This window comes from Colwellia sp. KS18-150, from assembly GCF_057551365.1.
In genome coordinates this window covers 208,188-231,922 of sequence record NZ_BAAJMC010000005.1, presented here as the reverse complement: position 1 = coordinate 231,922, position 23,735 = coordinate 208,188, and the positions used below count along the sequence as shown (strand labels likewise).

Genomic DNA, 23,735 nt, shown 5'->3' with positions numbered 1-23,735 from the left:
GCATTGTTTTTGTGGCTGGTACAATAAAAACGAATTTTTACAATTGTATTACTATTAGATAAATTCTTTTAAAAGAAATTATTCAGCTTCAACAAAACCGTCTTTTTCAGCTTGTACAACGATGTTTTGCTCACGACCAGAAATTACGGCGTTAGCTACAGCGTCACAGTATAAAGTTACTGCACGGATTGCATCATCGTTACCTGGAACAATATAATCAATATTGTCTGGGTTTGAGTTAGTATCAACAACAGAAACTACTGGGATACCAAGGTTGTTTGCTTCTTTAATAGCAATATGTTCGTGATCGGCATCGATGATAAAGATAGCATCAGGTAAACCACCCATGTTCTTAATACCACCTAAGCTTTTATCAAGCTTTTCCATTTCACGAGTACGCATTAACGCTTCTTTTTTAGTTAACGCTTCAAAAGTACCGTCAGTGCTTTGAGACTCAAGGTCTTTTAAACGTTTGATTGATTGACGAACTGTTTTCCAGTTAGTCAACATACCACCTAACCAACGGTGATTAACGAAGAATTGATCTGATTTGATCGCAGCTTCTTTGATAGCATCACTTGCAGCACGTTTAGTACCAACAAATAAAACTTTACCTTTTTTAGAAGAAACATTGTTAATGAAAGCAAGAGCTTCATTGAACATAGGAACTGTTTGTTCAAGGTTAATGATATGAACTTTATCGCGAGCACCGAAAATGAATGGCTTCATTTTTGGATTCCAGTAACGAGTTTTGTGACCGAAATGAACACCTGCTTTAAGCATATCGCGCATTGAAACGTTTGACATTGTATTTTCCTTTATGGGGTTAAGCGTTCATACACCCAATATGCACGACCCTCATTGCTCAGATAACCTTGTGGTTATTTGGCGGGGCACCCCGGCATACCTTATATAGATGTATGTGAGTTTATAATAAGATAGATTTTGCTTATGCATAAACCTATCGATTTGAATGTTGCTAAAACCTGCACGACCAATACCTGTAAAAAGTTGCTGATCACGACTAAAATTTTAGCGGGCACTTTATACCATAAAAAGATATTTTTAACCAGATAAATAATTCACTGGGATAATGGTCTTGTTCACGTTAAAATCATTGTTAATGACTAAATTACGCATTTTAGGTAGACAATGACTACACCTTTATCATCCGTTCAACTATTTTTCCTATACGATAGCCATTGCCCTTGGAGCTTTGCCGCTACACCTTTGGTTAATAAAATTCAGCAAGCTTATCCTGAAATAACATTACACTTATGGCATAGCGCTTTATTTTCATCACTTAATGACGTCGATACTAAATTTAAAGAAAATGAAATTCGTGAAGTAGAACAATTAGCTGACATTAAATTCCCAGAGAGTTATTTTTCATCGCTTGCTCACAACCGAGATTCTACTTTAGCGGCTAACATAATGGCTTGGGCACAATTGAAAAATACGCAATTAGCCCTACCATTATTAAACGCTATACAAACGGCGCATTTTACTCAAGGAAATAACTTAGAAAGCCAGCAAGATTTAGACGAGATAATTGCTCAGTTAAAATTATCTCCACCTGCCAAAGCGCTAAAAAGTAAACAGCTTAGTAAAGATGCTCAAGAGCTTGTACAAGAAGTTTTTGCTTTACAAGACATTATTGAAACACAAGCAATTCCTGCTTTATTATTGGCCATTGACGATAAATTAATTTTGCTGAATCACAATTTTTATTTAACCCAGCCTTCGGCTATTGTTGAAGCAGTTAAGCTTGAGATAGAAAAGCATAATTAAGTTACAATAAAGATATTATAAATAACAAAAAGCGTTGATAAGCTTAAGATAAATACTTTTATAAATTCTTTGCGAAATAACGTTTCTGTAAAACCTAAATAAAGAGAACTCTATGGCAATACAAATTAAAAGCCAAGAAGAAATAGCTAAAATGCGCATTGCAGGTCAATTGGCATGTGATGTCCTTGAAATGATTGTCCCTCACGTAAAGGCTGGTATCACAACGGACGAGTTAAATACTCTATGTGCTGATTATACTGAAAAAGTACAACAGGCAATTTCAGCACCATTGAACTATCATAATTTTCCAAAATCTATTTGTACTTCAGTTAATCATGTTGTTTGTCACGGCATTCCTGATGATACAGAGCTTAAAGATGGCGATATCATCAATATTGACATTACTGTTATTAAAGATGGTTATCATGGTGACACCAGTAAAATGTTTCTTATTGGTGATGTATCCGCAGAAGATAAACGTTTATGTCGTTTAGCTCAAGAAGCTCTTTACGTTGGTTTGAAAAAAGTAAAACCCGGTGCTGATTTTGGTGAAATCGGCACGGCTATCCAGAAGTTTATAAAAAGCAAAGGTCGTTATGCCATCGTTAAAGACTACTGTGGTCACGGAATTGGTAAAGAATTTCATGAAGAGCCACAAATTGTTCACTATAAAAATAGAACTGGCGAGAAAATGGTTGAGGGAATGTGCTTTACTATTGAACCAATGATCAATTTAGGCAAAGCAACTACGCTATTAGATAAAGATGACAATTGGACTGTATATACTAGTGATGGTAAAAATTCAGCCCAATGGGAACACACGTTAGTTGTCACCAAAACAGGTTGTGAAATATTAACATTACGACAAGAAGAAACCATACGTCGTATTCTACAAAACTAAGCAATAATCGCTGATAATAACTTAAGTAATAGGTAAGTAATTGACTAATATTCCTTTAGCAAAACATATAGTTCCCATACATTTTACTGACAGCTTAGCGATAGCCGCTGATAACTTAACGAGTAAAGATATCTGTCAATTAACCAAGAGTTTCAATGAGTGGCATAAAGACGCTTTCACCGAAAGTGATGTTAATGACTTATTAGTTGCTCGGGCTGTATTTGTTGATGCCATACTCACCAAACTGTGGTGTCAGCACCAACTTGATGAGTTTCAGATTAGTCTACTTGCCGTGGGTGGATATGGGCGTGGTGAATTACACCCGTATTCAGACGTTGATATATTATTATTAACTCAATCAGATATCGATACAGATTTAGAGGAAAGAATATCAAGTTTCATTACCCAGTTATGGGATATAAAACTTGATATTGGCCATAGTGTTCGTTGTTTAAAAGAATGTTTAAAGCAAGCCATTAATGACGTCACTGTTGCAACTAACTTAATGGAAATGCGCCAAATTGCAGGCAATGAAACCTTAACACAGCAGTTAATGCCACTGTTAAACGAAGATGTTTTTTGGACATCTGAAAAGTTCTTTATTGCTAAACGCGCAGAACAAGAGAAAAGACATCAGCAATATCATGGCGCAGCCTATACTTTGGAGCCAAACTTAAAAGCCAGTCCAGGCGGTCTACGTGATATTCAAACTATTGCCTGGGTGGCAAAAAGGCATTTCTTAGCTGATTCACTCGAAGAGTTAGTACAACATCAATACCTATATCCTAATGAACTTGCAGAGCTAATTGAAGCGCAAGATTATCTATGGCGTATGCGTTTTGCATTACATTTTGTTGCTAAACGCAGCGAAAACCGTTTGTTATTTGATTATCAAACCGATGTTGCCAAAATGATGGGATTCGGTGACGAAGGTAAAGCGCCAGTTGAGCGTATGATGAAGCGCTTCTTTCGGATTATTGCCCGAGTTGGCGAGCTAAATACCATTTTATTACAGCGCTTTAAACAAGAAATAATTCAAGATCCGGAGCGATCAAAGAGTAAAACGATCAACCAAGATTTTGAAATTGTAGATAAACTCATTAACACCACGAACGATAAAATTTTTATGCGTTCAGCGAAAATGATCGAAATGTTTTTGATTATCGCACAAGAGTCTGAAATTAAAGGAATTCATTCTCATACGCTTCGGTTGATGCGTAACGCGAGAAGACGCTTGATATCTGGTTTGATTGACTACGCACAATGCCGAAAAATTTTCATGCAAATCATGAGACACCCACGAGGATTAGGTTTAGCTTTTAATTTAATGCATAGACACGGCATTATCGGCTCATATCTGCCTTCATGGCGTAATATTGTTGGTCAGATGCAGTTTGACCTTTTTCATGCCTACTCGGTAGATGAACACAGTTACAGAGTCGTTAAAAACCTTTATCAGTTTAGTCAAAAAGAACATAACCATAAATTTCCTTTGTGTAGCAAGATAGTTCAAAAGATCCGTAAGCCAGAAGTATTATATTTAGCCGGTATCTTTCACGATATAGCTAAAGGTAGAGGTGGTGATCATGCAGAGTTAGGCGCAGTAGACGCACAGATTTTTTGTCAGTCCCATCAAATGAATAAGCATGATACCAATATGGTTTCTTGGTTAGTCAAAAATCATCTGGTTATGTCTGTCACCGCTCAACGCCGTGATATAAATGATGAAAATGTGATCCGCACTTTTGCCGATATTGTTCGTGATGAAGCCCACCTTGATTATTTATACTGCTTAACGGTGGCAGATATGCGCGCCACGAATGAAAGCTTATGGAATAGCTGGAAAGGCAACTTATTACATGACTTATATTTTAATACCCTGCGTGCACTAAGGCGCGGTTTATCTAAACCAGTAGAAACACGCTCAAAAATTCGTGAGAACCAACAGCAAGCGCTTGATATCTTAGAATCAACCAATATTGATAAAGAAGAGTTAACGTCACTATGGAAAGAGTTTCGTGCTGATTATTTCTTACGTTACTCTCCTGAGCAAATAGCTCGACATTGCCAACGGATTATTGGTCATGATCGTGGTGAGCCGCTAGTCATAATTAGCCCTAAACCTTATCGTGGTGGTACTGAAGTATTTGTTTTTGCTAAAGAGAAGCTTAATACCTTTGCCAGCACTGTTGATCTATTAGGCATTAAAAAACTGTCAATTCATGACGCTAAAATTATTACGACAAAAACCGGATACACGGTTAATACATTCATTATTTTAGACTCTCGTGGCAAAGCACTTAAGGAAAGTTATCATACTGATCAAATAGCTAATGCACTTAGTGAAAAATTAAAGCAAGATAATTATTGTGATATACCGCTACAGCCAGCGCGTAGAGAAGTGAAGCACTTTAAATTTCCAATTCAAGTTAGCTTTATTAAGATCACCGCGAAAAGTAAAACCATGATTGAAATAATTGCCCTTGATAGACCAAGGTTATTAGGCAATATTGCTCAAGTATTTCAACAACTACAAATTAATATACATTCAGCAAAAATAACCACCTTCGGAGAAAAAGCTGACGATGTTTTTACTATTTCAAACAGTGACAACATGGCGTTAACCGATGAAGAAAAACAACAACTTGCTGACAAGCTAACTCAAGAAATAGATTAATATTTACTATTACAGGAAAAAGTTCATGACAGATTTAAATGCATTATCAGCCACAATAGAGCAAGCTTTTGATGATAGAGCTAATATTAGCCCATCAACCGTCTCAAACGAGATAAAAACCGCTGTGCTCGATGCACTTGCAGCCCTTAACAATGGCTCAGCACGAGTAGCCGAAAAAATTGATGGTGAATGGTATGTTCATCAATGGTTAAAAAAAGCGGTATTACTATCGTTTCGCATTTGGGATAACCAAGTAATGGACGGTGCTGAGAGTACTTTCTTTGATAAAGTCCCTATGAAGTATGACGGCTATACTCAAGCCATGTTTGAAGCAGACGGTGTTCGTGTTGTACCGGGAGCTTCGGTACGAACTGGTAGCTATATTGGAAAAAACGTTGTCGTCATGCCTAGCTTTGTCAATATCGGCGCTTTTGTTGATGAAGGTTGTATGGTTGACGGATGGGCAACAGTTGGCTCATGTGCGCAAATTGGTAAGAACGTACACTTATCTGGTGGTGTTGGGATTGGTGGCGTTTTAGAGCCATTACAAGCTGGTCCAACAATTATTGAAGACGATTGCTTTATCGGTGCTCGCTCTGAGATTGTTGAAGGTGTAGTTGTTGAGGAAGGCTCAGTTATCTCTATGGGTGTATTTATCGGACAAAGTACCCGAATTTACGACCGTGAAACAGGTGAAATACATTATGGCCGTGTGCCTGCAGGCTCGGTTGTCGTTCCTGGTAACCTACCATCGAAATGTGGTCAATATAGTTTATACGCAGCAATTATTGTCAAAAAAGTTGATGCTAAAACGCGTGCTAAAACGGGTATTAATGAATTATTACGTTTAGCTGAGTAACCTTGGCACTTAAATATAAAAAGGCGGTAAGTTAATAACTTACCGCCTTTTTAAAATAAGCTTTCTATCTACTAAGCTTTTAACTTTTCATCTAGCTCTTCGATTTTCGCTTTCCAAATAGCAGGGCCAGTTACATGTGCTGACTCACCTGAGCTATCAACGGCAACCGTCACTGGCATATCTTCTACTTCAAACTCATAAATAGCTTCCATACCTAGCTCTTCAAAAGCAACAACTCTAGCTTTCTTAATTGCTTTAGACACTAAGTAAGCAGCTCCGCCAACCGCCATTAAATAAACTGATTTATGTTCTTTAATGTTTTCAACGGTTGCAGCACCACGTTCAGATTTTCCAATAGAGCCTAAAAGACCGGTATTAGATAACATTAATTCAGAAAACTTATCCATACGTGTTGCAGTCGTAGGACCTGCTGGCCCCACAGCTTCATCACCAACGGCATCAACCGGACCTACGTAATAAATAAATTTATTAGTGAAATCAACGGGTAGCTCTTTTCCAGAGGCAATCAAATCAGCAATACGCTTATGAGCAGCATCACGGCCAGTTAAAATAGTACCACTTAGTAATACTGTTTCGCCGGTTTTCCATTCGCTAATATCAGCTTTAGTTAAGCCATCCACATTCACGCGGCGAACATCTTCACCGACTTCCCAAGTAATATCTGGCCATTCCTCTAATTTAGGCGGTGTTAAATCAGCTGGGCCTGAGCCATTTAAATGAAAGTGAACATGGCGAGTAGCGGCACAATTTGGGATCATAACCACAGGCTTAGAAGCAGCATGGGTAGGCACTGAATTAATTTTCACATCAACTACGGTCGTTAAACCGCCAAGCCCTTGTGCACCAATACCCAAATTATTCACTCGTTCAAAAATTTCTAAACGTAGTTCTTCTTCAGCGTTTTGAGGGCCTCTATCTACAAGCTCTTGTATATTTACAGGGTCCATCAAACTTTCTTTAGCTAAAACACCCGCTTTTTCAGCTGTACCACCAACACCTATACCCAGCATACCTGGTGGACACCAACCGGCTCCCATTGAAGGTAGAGTTTTTACCACCCAATCAGCAATAGAATCCGACGGATTTAGCATCGCCATTTTAGTTTTATTTTCACTACCACCACCTTTAGCGGCAATCATCACTTCAATCTCATCGCCTTCAACAAGATCAATATGTACAACTGATGGGGTATTATCTTTGGTATTTTTACGAGTGCCAGCAGGGTCAGCAACAATTGAGGCACGTAATGGATTATCAGGATTCATATAAGCACGGCGAGTACCTTCATCAACCATTTGCTGAACAGTCATGTCAGTTTTGTCCCACTTAACCGCCATACCTACTTTCACAAAACAAGTCACAATACCAGTATCTTGGCAAATTGGACGTTTACCCGTTGCTGACATACGTGAGTTAATAAGGATTTGTGCAATCGCATCTTTAGCGGCGGTGTTCTGCTCTTTATGATAAGCTTTTTCTAGTGCTTGAATAAAATCAAGCGGATGATAATAAGAAATATATTGCAGTGCATCTTCAATACTATCAATTAAATCTTGTTGTTTGATTATTTTATCGGACATCTTGTTCGCTCTCAGCTTTCGTTACAGTGTGGAAAGCCAAATGAACATAAAGCGCAAGTTTCAATTCACTGAAAGCTGCACATTACACTCACTTGGGTATATAATCTCGTCCTTATATAATAACCTGCTATTGAAATAGCCGCCAGTAGCCAATAGTCGAAATTTCAGAGAAACAAAGCCTTGTCTTCATTATTCCCCCTCAGTTTATCTATACAGCCATTAACGGTTAACCAAGGTATTTCACCGAAAGAGATATTCACACCTTTAGCTGCTTTACCATGGGCTATATGGTTAGACTCAGGTCAAACTAAACATATAGATGCCTGCTTTGACATCATCGTTTGGCAACCTAAAGCGACTCTAACTACCTTTGCAGATATAACGAATATTCATTATATTGATAGTGATGAAAAATACCAAAGTAATGAAGATCCACTCTCTTTATTAGCAAGGATTCAAGAAAAGATATTAACTAAATCAACAATTGCAGAGCAAGAAAATAAATCAATGCCTGTTCCCTTTTTAGGGGGAGCTTTAGGGTATTTTAGTTACGATCTAGGCCGACGTTTTGAAAATATTCCGGTTAGTGCTGAGCAGAATATCGGTATCCCTGATATGGCCGTTGGAATCTACAGTCAGGCGATTGTTTATGATCATAAACAAAAACAATATTACTTAGTTTGCCCAGCCAATGAGCGTGAACAAATTGAAGCTAGTTTACACGGTATTTTAACAAAAAATACAAGCTCAAAAGCTACTTCACAAGGATTTTCATTATTGACTGGCTGGCAAAGTAATATGACTAAGTCCAGTTATGTAAAAAAATTCAATCAAGTTCAGCAGCATTTATCTGCGGGTGATTGTTATCAAATTAATTTGGCGCAGCGCTTTTGTGCAAGTTATCAAGGAGATGAGTTCGAGGCTTACTGTGCACTTCGCGATGAAAATAAAACCCCCTTCTCTGCTTTTATGCGCTTTGAAGACTCTGCCATTTTAAGTGTTTCTCCTGAGCGTTTTTTACAAGTATCTCAAGGTAAGGTACAAAGTAAACCCATAAAAGGTACAATGCCAAGAAGTATCAACCCTATTGAAGACAAAGAGAATGCCTCTAAACTTCAACAGTCAGAGAAAGATCGTGCCGAAAATGTCATGATCGTCGATTTACTTCGAAATGATATTTCCAAAGTATGTGAGCCGAACTCGGTACTTGTTCCTAAATTATTTGATATAGAAAGCTTTCCAGCTGTACACCATCTAGTTAGCACCGTTGAAGGACAATTAGCCGAACATTATAGCGCTAATGATTTACTGCGAGCTGCATTTCCGGGTGGTTCGATTACTGGGGCACCTAAAATACGTGCCATGGAGATCATAGAGCAGCTTGAGCCTCATCGACGTAGTGTCTATTGTGGCAGCATTGGTTACATATCAACGTGTGGCACTATGGATACCAGCATTACTATACGCACCTTAGTTTGTCAGCATTATTCCGACGAAGCTAAAGAAAACAAAGTTTACTGCTGGGCGGGTGGCGGACTTGTTGCTGATTCAACTGCGGACAGTGAATATCAAGAAACTTATGATAAAGTAAATCGTATTTTACCTGTATTAGAAAAATTCACCGCTAAGGTAAGTGAGTAGCCAATGACTAAAGATGAATTTTTAACGCGTTTTCATTTAAAGCAACTACCGCAATCTAGTCATAACTATCAACACCCTTTACCACTTAAATCTGCTGCTGTCTTAATTGGTTTAGTCAACAATTCAGAAGACGGTCAAGGCTTACAAGTCTTACTAACTAAACGTTCAAGCCACCTAAAGCACCACCCTTCTCAAATAAGCTTCCCTGGAGGAAAAGTAGAACCAGAGGATGATAGCCTCATTACAACAGCCTTAAGAGAGTCTTACGAAGAAATTGGTTTACCAGCTCAATCGGTTTCGATAATTGGCAAGCTACCGCATTATGAAGTTATTAGTGGTTACCAAGTAACGCCAATAATCGCGATAATTAATGGCCAACAAAATTATCAACTTGATGACAACGAAGTGGCTGAAATATTCCAAGTACCATTACAGTATTTCTTACAGGAAGAAAATCACCATTGCATCAAGGTATTTAGGCAAGGACGTTATCACAATGTCCATTTTTTCCCTTACAAACACTATAATATATGGGGTGCCACTGCTGCGATGCTAAAAGACTTTATTGAACATATTAAATAGATATCTCTCAAATCCACTATTATTTTTATAACTTTTCTAAAATTTGCACTAATATTTGATATTAATGACAATAACTTTCAGCTATCATTACCCACATTAACACCAGAACAAACCGCAAAGAGCGGAATTTTATTCGGAAATATATATGATTAGTGTATTTGATATGTTTTCAATTGGTATTGGACCCTCGAGTTCACATACCGTAGGCCCAATGAAGGCAGCCAAATTATTTGTTGATGAACTCCAAAGACAATCTCAACTATTTAACGTTGATCGAGTAAAATGTGAGTTATTTGGCTCTCTAGGTCAAACAGGCATAGGTCATGGCACCGGAAAAGCTGTCATTTTAGGCTTAACCGGTGAGATGCCTGAAACCATTCCCGTTGATTCAATTGACTCTATTTTAGCGGATGTTGTTGCCACGCAAAAAATTCATCTTAACGGTGAACACAATGTCGACTTTCCTAAAGATGACGCCATTATATATCATCATAGAAAAACCCTGCCTGCTCATGCCAATGCCATGACCCTATATGCCTATCAAGATGACACAATGATACTTGAGCAAACTTATTACTCTATTGGCGGAGGTTTTATTGTTGAAGATTGTGACTTTGAAAAAGAGAAAAATAACGCTTTATCATTGCATGCAAATATAGATAGACCGCATAAATTTAGTAATGCTGCCGAGCTATTAGCTATAACAAAACAAAGTGGTTTCAGTATTAGTACCATTATGATGAATAATGAAAAGTGCTTGAATGATGAAGCGAGTATTCGTAAGCAATTAATTACTATATGGCAAGCAATGCGCAGTAGTGTTGAAAGAGGCATGAAAACCGAAGGCATTTTACCTGGTGGACTAAAAGTTAATCGTAGAGCCCCTGCTTTACACCGAACATTGAAAGTAGAAAAGTCAAATGACCCATTATCAGCGATGGACTGGGTCAATCTATTTGCTTTAGCGGTTAACGAGGAAAATGCGGCGGGAAGCCGTGTTGTTACTGCACCCACCAACGGCGCTGCAGGTATTATTCCTGCCGTACTTTGTTATTACGATAAATTTGTCCAACCTGTTACAGACGATGACTGTATACGGTATTTATTAACCGCCGCCGCTATTGGTATTTTATATAAAACCAATGCATCTATCTCAGGTGCTGAAGTTGGCTGTCAAGGTGAAGTCGGCGTTGCTTGTTCAATGGCTGCAGCAGCCTTAACTGAAATTATGGGTGGAAGTCCAACCCAGGTAGAAAATGCCGCTGAAATTGGAATGGAACACAATTTAGGCTTAACTTGCGATCCTGTTGGCGGTTTAGTACAAGTGCCCTGCATTGAACGTAATGCCATGGGCTCAGTAAAAGCGATTAATGCCTCTCGGCTCGCACTACGTGGTACTGGTACTCAAAAGGTGTCTTTAGATAAAGTTATTAAAACCATGTGGGACACAGGTAATGATATGAAAACTAAATATAAAGAAACTTCAAGGGGTGGGTTAGCCGTTAATATCATTGAATGTTAACTTAATAACCGGGAAGGCTACCAGTTGTGATAGATCTCACAACTGGTGAAACTGGCTTAATACGTTGGTAATTTAATGTCTTTTAATAATTCATCAACTTCAGCGTTGTTTTTCATGATCATAGCTCGAGTAACAATATCTTTCGTTAAATGAGGAGCAAAACGTTCTATAAAATCAAACATATAGCCACGTAAGAAACTACCGCGTCTAAAGCCAATTTTAGTGGTACTTGCTTTAAATAAATGACTTGCATCAATCGTAACTAAATCACTGTCAATCTTAGGATCAATTGCCATTGAGGCGATAACCCCGATCCCTACCCCAAGACGGACATAAGTTTTAATCACATCAGCATCCGTAGCCGTAAAGGCTATCTTAGGCTCAACACCTGCTTTTTCAAATGCGGCATCAAGCTCAGATCTACCTGTAAAACCGAAAACATAAGTAACTAAAGAATATTTGGCAATATCAGAGATGGTTAAGTCTTGTTTCCTCGCTAAAGGATGATCTTTACGAACAATGATACTGCGATTCCAGTGATAACACGGCAGCATTACTAAATCATTATACAAATGTAAAGATTCAGTCGCGATTGCAAAGTCTGCATCTCCTTTCGCCGCAGCATCACTTATTTGTGCCGGAGTGCCTTGTGACATTTGCAATGAAACTTTTGAGTATTTCTTAATAAAACCTTGAATGACTTCAGGTAATGCATAACGTGCTTGCGTATGCGTTGTTGAAATCCGTAATCTACCTTCATCAGGTTGTGTATGCTCACGAGCAACAGCTTTTATCCCTTCAACTTTAGACAATATTTGCTGAGCGATATTAATCACTTCTTGTCCCGCTGAAGTTACATGCGTGAGGTGCTTGCCGCTTCGACCAAAGATTTGAATACCTAGCTCATCTTCAAGCATTCTTACTTGCTTTGAAATACCAGGTTGAGAAGTAAAAAGTGCTTCTGCTGTAGCGGAAACATTCAAGTTGTTATTTAGTACTTCAACGATATAGCGTAATTGTTGCAATTTCATAATTAGACTTAATGAGTTGGTTCAAGAAGGTTCTTATGCCAAAATAATATACTTAATTGAGATTTTATTCCATATCAAATTTCAATTTTTGTAAATTAAATTCAACATTTTGCCATAAACCCGCTAATATTATTTTAAGCTAACTTATTCTTTACACCCAGTTAACAACTTTTTCTTTAGTTTTCTAAGCGCTATAGAAATTAAATTAGCTTAAAGTTAACTTCTTCTTTGCTAAACATTACATTTTTTGTAGACTGCTATTACCTAAGTAAAAAATCCAAGTGAACAGTCGTTTACATTTTTAACATAAGAGCTCTATTATGATCGCTATAATCGTAGGCCTAATCATCGCCTTAATCATTTTTGTTGTTGTGGTTAGTGCCATTCAACAGCATAAAGAAAAGCAAGAAGCAGAAAAACGAGTAAAGGTTGCTAAGCAAAAAGCTATCATTGACGAAAGTGAAGAACTCATTCTTAACTTATCCAACTTACCTTCAAGCCCTAACTTAGTAAAAATATTAAACCGAAGAAGCTTAAATGCTGCCAAAGCTATGCAAGATTTATCTCCTAACGTGAAAGGCATAAAGAATAGAGTTAGAGAGCTGAGCTCTCGATTAGAAGCGGCAGAAGATTTAGCTGCTAATCAGTCAGGTGATGAAACATTTATGCTACCCGACAATGAGCAACAAATATTAACTATTTTACAATGTATTAAAAAATTGCGCGCGACCTTAAAATCAGAGCAAAGCAAAGGCAATTTAGACGCGCAAACATTTACTCAAGAAGATCAGCGACTTGATGCTATGCAATTAAAAATTAACATCGAAAGTTTAGTGAAAAGAGGCTCACAAGCCCAAAATAAAGATATGCTCGGCTCTGCACGTCAATACCTTGAGAAAGCTTTACAAACTTTAGCCAATCATCCACTAAAAACCGATTATGTTGCTAAAAAGCAAGCTGAAATTTCTGAGCAACTCACTGACATAACTGATGCATTGAAAAGCACCAACGCACAAGATGCCGCGAAAAAAGCAAAAAGTGAAGAAGATGAGCTGGATTTGTTATTTCAACCTAAGAAGAAATGGTAAGTCACTATTTAACACATTAACAAGCCAGCCTCTCGCTGGCTTTTTAATGCCATTTATTCCTTTCGTAACTGTTTATAATGCTAAATAAAACTAATACCATTACCTTACCTTCATTTTTGCGTAAAGCGATGAAAGCCTATGCTCTTAAAGCGATAATAAGAAAGGAAGGCTGCACACTGCAACGTATTGGCCGCTCGAGGAATTGGCAGTTAAAAGCTAATTATGAACAAATACAAGCAATATTACATGCGATAGAGCTAGCTAATGAACCGAGTTGGCTTTGGTTAAGTAAGCTACTACAAAAAACATATCAGCATTTAAATCATGATGAGTTAATGAGTGTGGCTATGCACCTAAGCGATGTTACCGTTAGTGCTTTAATTGCTAAAACAGACTGTACAATAGTTGAAGCGAGAAGAGTTATTGATGAATTAGAAGGGTTAGACTAGCAATGTAGTGATATTGAATTTATCTTGAGTAAAATAAAAGAGCCTACATAATGTAGGCTCTTTTTTAACTATTTTTTAGCTGCCGCTTTTTTCGCGGGCTTTTTCTTAGCCGCTGCTTTCTTTTTCGGCTTAGGAATTTCTTCTACCCATTTGCTATCAATATACTTCGCTGTCCAGCCGGTGGCTTTACCCTCGACCTCTGTCATAACATATTGCTCTTTGGTTTTACGACTATAACGAATAACAGCTAAATTGCCGTTATTATCTTGCTCTGGTGCATCAGCAAGATAATAAAATTTACTAGAAATTCTATCTCTGAAGCGTTTCAACTCAGCAACTTTTGGCGCACGAGTTTCTCTAGAGCGAGGAAATGTATTAGCTGCTAAGAAAATACCGGCAGCACCATCACGAAGAACAAAGTGTGCATCTGACTTTTCACACGCTAGCTCAGGTAATTGTACAGGGTCTTCTTTTGGTGGCGCAGCTTCTCCGTTAGCCAGTAATTTACGAGTATTTTTACATTCTGCATTAGTACAATCAAAGTACTTACCAAAACGACCAGACTTTAATTCCATGTCTGATTGACAACGATCACATTCTAAAACTGGGCCATCATAACCTTTGATTTTGAACGTGCCTTGCTCTACTTCAATGCCATCACACTCAGGGTTATTACCACAAACATGTAGCTTTCTCGTTTCATCAATTAAATAGCTATCCATCGCTGTATTACATTTTTGACAACGATGCATTGCACGTAAAGCTTCTGTTTCTTGATCTTCAGCTAAAACACTTACCGCTTCTTCACCTGGGGTTAAATTCATGGTGGTAGTACAGCGCTCTTTTGGTGGTAAAGCATAACCAGAGCAACCTAAGAACACACCTGTTGAAGCAGTTCTTATTCCCATTTTACGATTACAGGTTGGGCAATCAATATCTGTCAATACTGGCGAATTATTTCGCATGCCACCATCATCAACGTCTTTGTTGGCTAAGGTTAAGTTTTTACTGAAATTCTTATAGAATTCATCAAGCACACCTTTCCAGTCAAGCTCGCCAACCGCAATAGCATCAAGCTCTTGCTCCATGTTAGCGGTAAAGTCATAGCTCATCAGTTTTTCAAAACTCATGGATAAACTGTCTGTTACGATTTCGCCCATTTTCTCAGCATAGAAACGTTTTTTATCTAAACGTACATAGCCTCTATCTTGAATGGTAGAAATAATCGAAGCATAAGTAGATGGACGACCGATTGAGCGCTTTTCCAGCTCTTTAACCAATGAAGCTTCACCAAAACGTGCTGGCGGCTTAGTAAAGTGCTGACTTGCATCTAAATCGTCTAAGGTTAATCCTTCACCTACGGCTAAATCAGGTAAGTGTTTATCATCACCTTTAGAAAGTTGAGGGTGAACACGTGTCCAACCGTCAAATTGCATAACTCTGCCCTTTGCTTTTAAATCAAAACTAGCAGCACTGATTGTAAGTGTACTCACAGTGTATCTCGCTGCGGTCATTTGACAGGCAACAAATTGACGCCAAATTAACTCATATAGCTTTTTAGCATCAGCATCAATTCCTTCAAGTAACGCAGCTTCAAGCTTAACATTAGAAGGGCGAATCGCTTCATGAGCCTCTTGGGCACCGGCTTTAGAGCCGTACACTTTCGCTTTTTCAGGTAAATAATTATCACCAAAGTTTTTACTAATAAAACCACGGCACATATCAACCGCATCTTTACTCAAATTGGTTGAATCGGTACGCATATACGTTATATGACCCGCTTCATACAAACGCTGAGCGAGCCCCATTGTACGCTTAACACCATAACCTAACTTTGTGCTGGCAGCTTGTTGTAAAGTTGACGTAATAAATGGCGCAGAAGGTGTACTTTTTGAAGGTCTATCTTCACGCTTGCTTACGGCATAATCAGCCGATTTTAAAGTCGACAATGCTTTGTCTGCATCTACTTTATTCGTCGGTTTAAAAGCTTTACCATTTTCATGAGTGACATCAAGTGCTAATGCTTCACCACTACTAGCATGAGTTTGAGCAGCAATTTCCCAAAACTCTTTAGGGTCAAACGCTTTAATCTCACGTTCTTTTTCAACAACAAGTTTCACTGCTACTGATTGCACTCGCCCTGCTGATAAACCTCTCGCTACTTTTTTCCATAACAAAGGGCTTACCATAAAGCCAACGACTCGATCTAAAAATCGACGAGCTTGCTGTGCATTTACCCCTGGCATGCTTAATTCACCAGGCGTAGAAAACGCTTGTTGAATTGAGCTTTCAGTAATTTCGTTAAAAACTACTCGACGGAATTTATCATCATCGCCACCAATAATTTCTTTAAGATGCCAAGCAATCGCTTCTCCCTCGCGATCCAAATCGGTCGCGAGATAGACAGTATCTGCTTTATCGGCAAGTTTCTTAAGCTCTGTAACAACCTTTTCTTTACCCGGCAATATTTGATAATTAGCCGCCCAATTTTTATCTGGGTCTATACCCATTCTATTGACAAGTGCTTGTTTATCGCGCTTTGCTTTATATTTAGCTTTAGCTTCAGGCGCCATTTTACGTACTTCAGCAGGTGATTTTGTCGCTACTTTTTTTCCCGTACTACTGTGGGGTAAATCGCGTACATGACCAACACTTGATTTGACAACGAAGTCTTTTCCTAAGTATTTATTTATTGTTTTCGCTTTGGCTGGCGACTCGACAATAACTAATGATTTTGCCATAAAAGTTTGTATTCCTACTAATTCGATCGTTCTTCTACATATGAAGAAAAATTTATTTTTGTCTTTTTATTCATTCACTACTTAAGCTCAAAAAGTGCGAGCATGCTCTTTCGAATCACTTAAATAGCGCTAAAATTAATTTCATTTAAAAAATATGGTTGCATACCTATTTATACATATATCTATAAATATGCAAATTGACAAGCATTTATTTTTTAGGCTCTGTTTCACGCCTATAAGTACTTATGACTTTTGGCTATAATACTTAATTAACCTTACTTTCAGCGCAATCATAATCGACTTTGTAAAAAAAAATAAGGGTTAAAGAGTAAAAAATTAAAATTGATCTTATCACTGACCTGTTTGTTGAGATAAAAATGCCGCAATTAACTACACACTTTAAAGAAAAATTAACACAATGTTTATGTCCTCCTGGAAACGGAGTATTTACCGTCAATACAGCCAAAGAGCGTAAGGAGCAACTTCACCAATCAATTTATGGTCAAGCGACCGATATTGAGGAACTATGGAAAAACACCTTAGATGAACTGCCAGAGGCCTCTAACGCTGTTATTTTAGGTATAGCATCAGATTGTGGCGGCGGTATATTACGAGGTGCCAATTGGGGACCATTATTTTTGCGTTCATCATTACTAGAACAATACCCAAATATTCAGACATTTGATTTAGGCGATGTTCGTGTGATCCCACATTTATTAGCGGATAAATATTTGAATGATGCAACAATAGCTAATTGTCGAAAAGCGCTATATCAAAATACAGAAAGTGATTATTGTGTTAGTCCATTAAGTATCACCGAAGATGTATTACATGATTTTTATGCTGAATTTCCTGATAAAGGTATTTTTGGTATTGGTGGTGATCATAGCGTAAGTTATCCACTGACTAAGGCTTATTTACAAGCTAAAAAGCAAAAAGGTATACGTACTGGTATTATTCACTTTGATGCTCATACAGATTTATTAGTAGAGCGCTTAGGCATAGATTTATGCTTTGGCTCATGGTGTACTCATATCTTAGATCACTTACCTGCCAATGAACATTTGATTCAAGTGGGGATCCGCTCAAGCGGTAAGCCTAAATCACATTGGGAAAGTACCTTTGGTGTTAAACAACATTGGGCAAATGAAGTCAAAGACCTTGGTGTTGATACCGTTATAGCTAACATACTCGCCCAATTAGCAGAGCAGAATATTGATGAGTTATATGTGAGCTTTGATATTGATGCTATTGATGACTCATATGCTAGTGCAACAGGTACACCAGAGCCTGATGGTTTAATGCCCAGTGAAGCGATGAAAATCCTCAAAGCTATTGGAGAAAAATATCCAATTACGGGTGGCGATATGATGGAAATAGCGCCATTTACCGATAGCACAGGGCAAGGAGAAACAAGTAGAGATAAAACGCTACAAGTAGCCAGTGAAATTTCTGCCTTTTTGATTGAAGCAATCAATAAATCATAAATTAAATACGACCATTAAAAAACCGCTTAACTTTTTACAAGTTAAGCGGTTTTTTTAGTTAGCTTTTTCGGGAATTACCCTAGATAATTTTTATTGAATAATTATTGTCACAGGTGAAAAGGTAGTTGCTACTTGCCCTTCTTCAGTTTCTACAGTGACACTTAACACCCCTGCCGTTGGCTCTTTTGCACCTTTGATACCAACAGAAAACGTTAAGCCGCCGTTATGGTTATCATTAGGCCAAACGAAAGTGCTTGGTGTAGCACCACCACCTACCGAAGGAGAAAAGGTAATTTTAGTCCCTGCAGGCATAGGCTGATTATGTAAATCTGCAATGGTTAAAGTAACAAAACCAGTATTTTCACCTGCGATGTAAACTGCACTATCATCTGAATCAAAATCAGGATTGGCTATTTCAGGCGTATTTGTATCGTTATCATCATCATAAGTCGGGCTAACAGCATCATCAGTACTATTCACTATCAATAATGGGTTACTGCCAGACATTACTAACACAAGTTGGGCACGCACATTTAACGACTTATCTTCTGAACATGTAGCATGAGCAGGAATAGAACAAAGCACGCCATTATACAATCCGTCATTAACCGTAAATACGCCGTCATTATTAAAATCTAGAAATTCTTCTAATTCACCACCAATTTCTTCAGCGGCATCCGTTTCACCGGGGTTATAAAAACCATCTTCGTTATAATCAGCATAAGCTTCTTTTAAATCATAAGGCTGACCACTAACGTCAGTCCCAGCAAATGCAGCTGCTTCACTTGCATCAAAACGACCATTACCATTTAAATCAGGGAAGGACTCTTCACCAATCGCAGTCGCAATAATCGTTGCGCGGCCACCGTATTTTTGCCCTAACGTATTGTATTGCTGTGGCGGGTGAATAATATCAGGCATATTAGTAAAGAAATTGTACTCATCACCTGTATTATGCGCTAACACATGTCCTTCAGGTCTTGGTAATTGACTAGTCCAAGTTACTGTACAGGCTCCAGCAGTAGTTACACATGACGGTTCAATTGAGCCACCTTCAGTGGTAAAACTCACCGCTGTACCATCAGGAACAGGGTTGTTAAATGCATCAGCTAATCGGGCAGTAACTTCAACGGTTGTACCATCTCTATCCCAACCTTCTGGATTTAAAATGGTTGCAGATAAACTAAAACTATCTTGATCTGGGATACCCGTAGAAACGACTAATACACTCGATTGAGATGAAATAGCTGGGTCACTACCATCAATAGTCGCCTGTACTCTAACACTGGTAGCAACAGTACCTGAATTAATGACGGTTTGAACTATACCTTCATTATTAGTCGTCGCACTCGCTGGAATGAGTTGAATACCACCAACATCAGTATTTAAAGAGAAATTAACGACTTGGTTGTTTACCGGATTAGAGTTGGTATCTAATACTCTAAATTTAACCACTGAGCTTTCTGAGCCACCTAAACTACCCGTTCCTAAAATTGAAATATTCTCAGGAACAGACGAAACAAATTCGATACTACCGACATCAGCAGGTAATACATTCACTGAAGTAGTTGCTGAAAGGTTTATACCACCGGCATTAGCCGTCACATTAATTGGGTCATCACCAACACAACCTTTAGCCAAGTATGTACTGGTCGCAATACCATTAGAGGTAGTAATTGGTGAGCTTAGCTCTGCTGTTGCGGTACTTAAGCTTGAGCAACTTGATGAGAAATTAACATCAACAGGCTCTGTAAATAAAGCACCTTGGTCGTCAACAATATTAACGGTAACTACCGTAGTACCACCAGCTGATATTTGCGCTAAGCTAATTTCAGCTTCACCTTCAACAAGCGGGTCGCCACTGCCCATAGTTACTGTTGAAGAGCCTACTACTAAAAGGACATGCCCTATTTCACCACTGTCAATTCCTGCTACCACAGAGCCAGCTCCTAAACTGCCGCCTGCTAAGATATCAACACTAGCTTGATTATTTTCATCTGTTATCGCTGACGCAATAGGTATTTCACCAACATTAGATGCAAAGCTAACAATAACTGGTGTACTTATGCCATCAACATGAGCAATAACTTTGCCTGACTTAGAGGAAGTAATTGTATCGGTTGGGTTGCCATCAGTATCAACTAAAGTCACGGTGATATTAATGTCACCGACAACACCAATATCATCCCCTTGCGTAGTAAAGCCAATACTTGCTTCTTCACCAGAAGAGACAGATGCGGTTACTTCCCCTGCACCTCGAACACTACCAGCGGTTAAAGTGATTTCAGCAACACCTGCGTCATTAGTAAGTGCGGTACCTGAAGTTGGAGAGAATGCACCTATTTCAGAGGAGAAAGTTACTACAGTATCCGTTACTGCAGCACCATCTTGGGTTAATGTAGCAGAAATTGTTACCGGCTCTTGTCCTGTAACATTTTGATTAGATAACGCCAAAGTAATTGCAACTGGATTATCTGTAGTTCCACCATCGCCACCGCCGTCATCATCTCTAGAAAGGCTTCCATCACCGCCACCACATGCTATTAATGTGGTTAACATCATTAGTAGCATGGTAAATCTTAAGCGTCGAAGTAACTCCATAAGGGCATCCCTATTATCTTTTATTAATCTTCTTTAATCATATTAACTGATAAATAGCAAAAAAGTACAACTTAAATGAAAAAAACCTTATCCATTTAGGTTGTTAACTAAAATTCAGCTTTTCTTCAATAAGTATAAATTAAGCAAAATTGTTTTTAATCCTAAGAAATCTTGTTAACCTACCATGCATAATAATATCTAAGAGTATTCAATTAATCATGTCTGAAACAGATTCAACATCTCTCCCTAAAAAATATAGTTTAACCACTCGAATTGTAATCGGAATGGTTTGCGGCATACTTTTAGGGACTTTTTTACAATGGCTGATGCCCAATGGTAAAGACTTTGTCATCAACTTGTTTCTATTTGAAATATCACTGCAGAGCTTTCTAGTCGATGGTGTATTAGAAATTACCGGTCAAATCTTTATGGCAAGTTTACGAATGCTAGTTGTTCCACTGGTGTTTGTTTCATTAGTTTGTGGGGTTTGCTCATTACAAGATACTAGCAAATTAGGACGTATAGGTGGTAAAGCTATCGGCTTATATTTAATCACTACCGCTATTGCTATTAGTTTTGCTATTTTAATAGCTCTCATCGTTGGTCCAGGTGAAGGTGTTGGCATGACAACCAATACTAGCTTTAGCTCTAGAGAGGCTCCTTCACTTGCTCAAGTGATTATTCAGATGTTTCCAACAAACCCTTTTGAAGCATTTGCTCAAGGAAAAATGCTACAAATAATTGTCTTTGCTTTACTTTTTGGTATAGCTATCGCTTTATCTGGTAAAGCTGGTGAGCGTATTGCTGCACTTTTTGAAGATTTAAGTGAAGTTATTATGCGCCTCGTTACTATTTTGATGAACCTTGCGCCTTACGGTGTTTTTGCTTTACTAGCAACGTTATTCACTACCGTATCATTAGAAACCTTTGGTAATTTAATTGTTTATTTCATCGTTGTATTAGTCGTATTATTTAGCCATGCATTGATTACCTACCCTATTATCCTCAAGTTATTCACGGGATTAAGTCCGATTAAGTTCCTTAAGAAGATGCGTGATGCAGCCATTTTTGCTTTTTCTACCGCTAGCTCTAACGCTACTATTCCAGTGACTTTAGAAACTGCTACGAAAAAAATGGGAGTGAAAAACTCAATAGCCTCGTTTACTGTGCCGTTAGGGGCAACAATAAATATGGATGGCACAGCAATAATGCAAGGGGTTGCTACGGTATTTATAGCTCAAGTCTTCAGTCAAGATTTGACACTAGCAGATTACGTTACTGTGGTACTTACCGCTACGTTAGCCTCTATCGGTACAGCAGGTGTCCCAGGTGTAGGATTAATCATGTTGGCCATGGTACTAGATCAAGTTGGATTACCAGTAGAAGGTATAGCATTAATTATAGGTGTTGATAGATTACTAGATATGACACGTACTGCCGTTAATGTAACGGGTGATAGTATGGTAAGTATTGTTGTTGCGAAAAGTGAAGGACAGTTTGATGAAGAAATGTTCTTAAATGATAATGCCGGTAATAAAATTGAAGAAATAGACTTTCATCATTTAAAAGACCAGTAACGATAATATTATTTAAGCGCTAAACAGTGTTCAGTTTAGCGCTTATTATCGAACGGCTTAACTTGGGAAAATTCTATTTTTCTGCATTAATTTACCAAATACACCTTCTACAGATAACGATGCGGCTTTAGCAAACTTCTCCGCCAACCCTTTCTTCACTTCGTACTTAATAGCAACAACTTTGTGGCTTTTACTTAGCTTTTGTAAGTAATCATCGCTAGTTTGAATAGTATCAATTAAGCCAAGCTCTAGCGCTTTAGTTCCAAACCAATGCTCACCCGTTGCTACTTTATCAAGATCTAAACTTGGTCTGTGTTCATTAACAAAATCCTTGAACAGCACATGAGTTTCTTCAAGCTCTTCAACAAACTTTTCTTTACCTTTAGCTGTGTTTTCTCCAAACATAGTCACTGTTCGTTTAAATTCACCGGCAGTAAATTGTTCAAAATCAATATCATTTTTCTTCAGTAATTTATTAAAATTAGGAAGTTGAGCAATAACCCCTATAGAGCCTAAAATAGCAAATGGTGCGGCAATAATGTTATTCGCAACACAGGCCATCATATAACCACCAGATGCGGCAACTTTATCTACAGAGACGGTAAGAGGAATTTCGTGCTGACGAAGTCTATCAAGTTGGGATGACGCTAAACCATACCCATGAACCATACCACCGCCACTTTCTAAACGAACAAATACTTCATCCTCTTTGGTGGCAACCGATAACACAGCACTAACTTCTTCACGTAAAGAGCTCACCTCTTTAGCATCAATACTACCCTTGAAATCAATAACAAATACTTTTGATTTCGTCTCGGTTAGCTGCTCAGTCTCTGCTTTAGCATTTTCTTTCGCGGACGCTTTATCTTTTTTTGCTTGTTCTTTAGCTAGCTTTTTATCAGCTTTTTCTTTTTGCTTTAATTCTTCTTTATTAAGCAATGCATGAACAATTTCTTGTTCCACATCTTCAAATTGCTCTGATAAGTCGGTGATTTCCAATTCACCTTTTTTATGCTTTTGTTTAATTGCTGATGCAGCGACTACTGCAACGATTGCAATAACGGCAATAACAAAGGTTACTGTTTTTGCTAAAAACAAACCATATTCGTATAAAAATTCCAAATGATACTCCTGATCACTATATACATAAAAATAACTGTCCGTGATTCTACTTGATTTTTGGGTAA

17 protein-coding genes are annotated in these 23,735 nt (G+C 38.1%); 11 read left to right on the top strand and 6 right to left on the bottom strand.

Features of this window, described 5'->3' with window-relative positions; genetic code table 11:
* Nucleotides 1-78 precede the first annotated feature (78 nt).
* Nucleotides 79-807, bottom strand: a complete 729-nt coding sequence (gene rpsB / locus AC27IF_RS09775) for a 30S ribosomal protein S2 (RefSeq protein WP_487054005.1) — start codon at nucleotides 805-807, stop codon at nucleotides 79-81.
* A gap of 345 nt (nucleotides 808-1,152) precedes the next feature.
* Here rpsB and AC27IF_RS09770 point away from each other — a divergent pair, with 345 nt between their 5' ends.
* The 4 genes from AC27IF_RS09770 (at nucleotide 1,153) to dapD (ending at nucleotide 6,228) form a co-directional block, all read left to right on the top strand.
* Nucleotides 1,153-1,791 carry a DsbA family protein gene (locus tag AC27IF_RS09770; RefSeq protein WP_487054003.1) on the top strand — a complete coding sequence of 213 codons (639 nt, stop codon included), beginning with the start codon at nucleotides 1,153-1,155 and terminating at the stop codon, nucleotides 1,789-1,791.
* Between the two features lie 112 nt (nucleotides 1,792-1,903).
* Nucleotides 1,904-2,692: a type I methionyl aminopeptidase gene (map, locus tag AC27IF_RS09765; RefSeq protein ID WP_487054002.1), complete on the top strand. Its 789-nt coding sequence runs from the start codon at nucleotides 1,904-1,906 to the stop codon at nucleotides 2,690-2,692.
* Between the two features lie 40 nt (nucleotides 2,693-2,732).
* A complete protein-coding gene (gene glnD / locus AC27IF_RS09760) occupies nucleotides 2,733-5,369 on the top strand; it encodes a [protein-PII] uridylyltransferase (RefSeq protein WP_487054001.1) in 2,637 nt (878 codons plus the stop codon).
* Between the two features lie 25 nt (nucleotides 5,370-5,394).
* The gene (gene dapD, locus AC27IF_RS09755; RefSeq protein ID WP_487053999.1) at nucleotides 5,395-6,228 is read left to right on the top strand and encodes a 2,3,4,5-tetrahydropyridine-2,6-dicarboxylate N-succinyltransferase; all 834 of its coding nucleotides are present in this window, start codon (nucleotides 5,395-5,397) and stop codon (nucleotides 6,226-6,228) included.
* Between the two features lie 71 nt (nucleotides 6,229-6,299).
* On the opposite strand, the gene AC27IF_RS09750 is transcribed toward dapD, so the two are convergent.
* Nucleotides 6,300-7,829, bottom strand: coding sequence for a fumarate hydratase (locus AC27IF_RS09750; protein WP_487053998.1), 1,530 nt, complete (start codon nucleotides 7,827-7,829; stop codon nucleotides 6,300-6,302).
* Between the two features lie 180 nt (nucleotides 7,830-8,009).
* Between AC27IF_RS09750 and pabB the strand changes: the two genes are divergently transcribed.
* The 3 genes from pabB to AC27IF_RS09735 all read left to right on the top strand — a co-directional run bounded on the left by pabB (nucleotide 8,010) and on the right by AC27IF_RS09735 (nucleotide 11,574).
* The gene (pabB, locus tag AC27IF_RS09745) at nucleotides 8,010-9,470 is read left to right on the top strand and encodes an aminodeoxychorismate synthase component I (RefSeq protein WP_487053996.1); all 1,461 of its coding nucleotides are present in this window, start codon (nucleotides 8,010-8,012) and stop codon (nucleotides 9,468-9,470) included.
* 3 nt (nucleotides 9,471-9,473) lie between these two features.
* Entirely contained in the window at nucleotides 9,474-10,052 is a 579-nt protein-coding gene (locus AC27IF_RS09740) for a CoA pyrophosphatase (RefSeq protein WP_487053994.1), read from the top strand.
* A 145-nt stretch (nucleotides 10,053-10,197) separates the two neighbouring features.
* The gene (locus tag AC27IF_RS09735) at nucleotides 10,198-11,574 is read left to right on the top strand and encodes an L-serine ammonia-lyase (protein WP_487053992.1); all 1,377 of its coding nucleotides are present in this window, start codon (nucleotides 10,198-10,200) and stop codon (nucleotides 11,572-11,574) included.
* Nucleotides 11,575-11,630: 56 nt separating this feature from the next.
* Here AC27IF_RS09735 and cysB read toward each other — a convergent pair whose 3' ends face one another.
* On the bottom strand, nucleotides 11,631-12,605 hold the full coding sequence (cysB, locus tag AC27IF_RS09730; protein WP_487053991.1) for an HTH-type transcriptional regulator CysB: 975 nt from the start codon (nucleotides 12,603-12,605) through the stop codon (nucleotides 11,631-11,633).
* Nucleotides 12,606-12,925: 320 nt separating this feature from the next.
* On the opposite strand from cysB, the gene AC27IF_RS09725 reads away from it, so the two are divergent.
* Together AC27IF_RS09725 and AC27IF_RS09720 are read left to right on the top strand one after the other, a co-directional pair.
* A complete protein-coding gene (locus AC27IF_RS09725; RefSeq protein ID WP_487053990.1) occupies nucleotides 12,926-13,693 on the top strand; it encodes a hypothetical protein in 768 nt (255 codons plus the stop codon).
* Nucleotides 13,694-13,770: 77 nt separating this feature from the next.
* Nucleotides 13,771-14,142 carry a ribosome recycling factor family protein gene (locus AC27IF_RS09720; protein ID WP_487053989.1) on the top strand — a complete coding sequence of 124 codons (372 nt, stop codon included), beginning with the start codon at nucleotides 13,771-13,773 and terminating at the stop codon, nucleotides 14,140-14,142.
* A 68-nt stretch (nucleotides 14,143-14,210) separates the two neighbouring features.
* Here the strand turns inward: AC27IF_RS09720 and topA are convergent, their stop codons facing one another.
* Nucleotides 14,211-16,883 carry a type I DNA topoisomerase gene (gene topA / locus AC27IF_RS09715; protein ID WP_487053988.1) on the bottom strand — a complete coding sequence of 891 codons (2,673 nt, stop codon included), beginning with the start codon at nucleotides 16,881-16,883 and terminating at the stop codon, nucleotides 14,211-14,213.
* A 377-nt stretch (nucleotides 16,884-17,260) separates the two neighbouring features.
* Here topA and AC27IF_RS09710 point away from each other — a divergent pair, with 377 nt between their 5' ends.
* Nucleotides 17,261-18,370, top strand: coding sequence for an arginase family protein (locus AC27IF_RS09710; RefSeq protein ID WP_487053986.1), 1,110 nt, complete (start codon nucleotides 17,261-17,263; stop codon nucleotides 18,368-18,370).
* Nucleotides 18,371-18,460: 90 nt separating this feature from the next.
* On the opposite strand, the gene AC27IF_RS09705 is transcribed toward AC27IF_RS09710, so the two are convergent.
* Nucleotides 18,461-20,971, bottom strand: coding sequence for an Ig-like domain-containing protein (locus AC27IF_RS09705; protein WP_487053985.1), 2,511 nt, complete (start codon nucleotides 20,969-20,971; stop codon nucleotides 18,461-18,463).
* Between the two features lie 218 nt (nucleotides 20,972-21,189).
* Between AC27IF_RS09705 and AC27IF_RS09700 the strand changes: the two genes are divergently transcribed.
* The gene (locus tag AC27IF_RS09700) at nucleotides 21,190-22,548 is read left to right on the top strand and encodes a dicarboxylate/amino acid:cation symporter (RefSeq protein WP_487053984.1); all 1,359 of its coding nucleotides are present in this window, start codon (nucleotides 21,190-21,192) and stop codon (nucleotides 22,546-22,548) included.
* A gap of 57 nt (nucleotides 22,549-22,605) precedes the next feature.
* Here the strand turns inward: AC27IF_RS09700 and sohB are convergent, their stop codons facing one another.
* Nucleotides 22,606-23,670, bottom strand: a complete 1,065-nt coding sequence (gene sohB / locus AC27IF_RS09695; RefSeq protein WP_487053983.1) for a protease SohB — start codon at nucleotides 23,668-23,670, stop codon at nucleotides 22,606-22,608.
* Nucleotides 23,671-23,735 lie beyond the last annotated feature (65 nt).